Raw genomic sequence first — 2,179 nt, forward strand, 5'->3', positions numbered from 1 at the left:
TCAAATATAAAAGTTACAGTCATAGCTTCTTTTCCGTCTGCAAAATGACTTCTCAAATCTGATTCTTTTCTATCTTTAGTTGAAGCTTCTCCAAATAATGCATACACCATAGCATCAAAAACCATTGTTTTACCAGAACCGGTTTTACCACTTATCAAAAATAGCTCATTATCTTCAATCTGTCTAAAATCAATATATTCCTCTAAAAATGGGCCAAAATTAACTAATTGTAATTCTAATGGTTTCAAAATGTTATTCCTCCCTTCTCTCAATATCCTCTATGATATTAATTATTTTTTTCGATTGAACATCAGTTAATGATTCATCCGTAATATATTGGAAGAATTGTTCAATAATTGAAAAATCATCACGTTCTTCAATATCTACCTGGTCATTACTTTCGTTAAAACTAAAAGTCTCATTTGTTAAAGCTAGTGTGTTAGGGTAAATTTCCTTCAAATGCATCATTGGGTCAATAATATGAGACATATTTTTTAATTTAAAATGAAAATAATTATCCTTATTTTTAATCTTAATTTTTTCTTCTATAACGTCTTGATATTCTCCTTCAACTATTTCAAGTTGTCTTAAAGGAACTAACGGTACAAATGTATCTACTATATTGTGTTTTGCATCAATCGTGACCTCTCTATAGCCCTTTGCTTGCCCTGCTTCTGAGAATGAATACTGTAACAATGAACCACTATATTTAATATGTTTATCATTAATACTAAAAGGGTGATGTAAATGACCTAGCATGACATGATTGAAAGGATTAAAAACTGATGATTCTATAGATTCTACTGTACCTATTGTTAAAGGACGTTCAGAATCTGATGTCTTACCACCTTGAACTGTCAAATGACTAATTAGTATGTTTATCTCATTAGTGTTAATATGTTTACTTATTTCTGATATACATCTAGCTATCCCCTGTTGATGTGTTTTTACCTGATCATCTTCAAAATAGTATTGCATTTCACTGACTGTTGCATACGGTAAAGTGTAAAAATTTATGTCATTCAATTTTATTGGTTCTAAAAAATCTTCTAGTTTGGTCTTAATATATAATTGATTATGTTCAAACCAATCGGCTCCATAATTTAATCTTTCTTTACCATCATGATTGCCGCTTATCATGATAATTGGAATCTTAAGTTCCAAGTTTAGCTTTGCAATTGTCTCTTCTAATAACTTTATAGTCTCTTTACTAGGATAAGTTGTATCATATAAATCACCAGCTATAACAATAACATCTGGTTGTTGTTGCTTCATTTGGTCTATAAATTTAGTCAAAATATATTTTTGGTCTTCCAGCAATTGATTTCCATTCAGTATTTTTCCTAAATGCCAGTCAGCAGTATGTATTATCTTCATGTAATCCTCCTATAAGAACATTTGTTCGGTTATCGTTATTTTATACATTTTGTATATTGAAATCAAGTTAAAACAAAACCACTTATCAATAACGTTAAACGCTACAAATAAGTGGCTATAATTTTATTGTATTAATGATTTTTTTAACTTTTTATACTGATAAAGCATAGCTATTCTCCATGGTACTATCATACAAAATGCTAATAAGAAGAACATTCCACCTATTTCTCCTGGGTCAATTTGTTTACTAATAAATATTTTTATTACTGTTCTAATAATTAATAAAGATATTAAAATCACTGGAAATGCTTTCGAGCGTTTCATATATATTTCTGAGCCTTTAATCTCAAAGCGAGATGTCCATATAAGAACAGTTGAAAATAGCACACCTAAAATAAGTGACTCTAACATTTCTTGACCAGTTAATCTAAAATATGGGACAACATACATTAACGCACCTGTTGACATAAAAAATGGTGGTAATATAATTTTCTTTTCATTTACTGGATAATTTTGTGCTTTCATTCTTATAACTATAACCATTGCACCCATAAAAAAAGCTACAACAATTGAAAAAATTAAATATAGCACTAAAGACACCTTCTTATTAATATACTATTATATCAATTACACCAAAAAATTATATCACTTATTCATTGTGAAGTCATTTACTATAATCAAAATTGGCAAATATTTAAAATTTATAAAAAAATAAAGATTGTTCTATTATACGAACAACCTTTACTGTAATAAATGATATTATTTTTTTGGATTTTTCATATTTTGATCCATATTTTTATTC

The 2,179-nt window shown here is 28.0% G+C and carries 3 protein-coding genes; all 3 read right to left on the reverse strand.

Features of this window, described 5'->3' with window-relative positions:
• Window positions 1–248: AAA family ATPase (locus CD113_RS12920; protein WP_240622785.1), on the reverse strand; the 248-nt coding region annotated here is incomplete at its 3' end.
• Window positions 249–252: 4 nt separating this feature from the next.
• Complete coding sequence (gene sbcD, locus CD113_RS12605; protein ID WP_002465160.1) at window positions 253–1,377, reverse strand: exonuclease subunit SbcD; 1,125 nt, start codon at window positions 1,375–1,377, stop codon at window positions 253–255.
• Window positions 1,378–1,500: 123 nt separating this feature from the next.
• The gene (locus CD113_RS12610) at window positions 1,501–1,968 is read right to left on the reverse strand and encodes a CcdC family protein (RefSeq protein WP_002465161.1); all 468 of its coding nucleotides are present in this window, start codon (window positions 1,966–1,968) and stop codon (window positions 1,501–1,503) included.
• Window positions 1,969–2,179: the final 211 nt, after the last annotated feature.

Origin of the sequence: Staphylococcus simiae (genome assembly GCF_002902085.1) — a bacterium.
Lineage (GTDB): Bacteria > Bacillota > Bacilli > Staphylococcales > Staphylococcaceae > Staphylococcus > Staphylococcus simiae.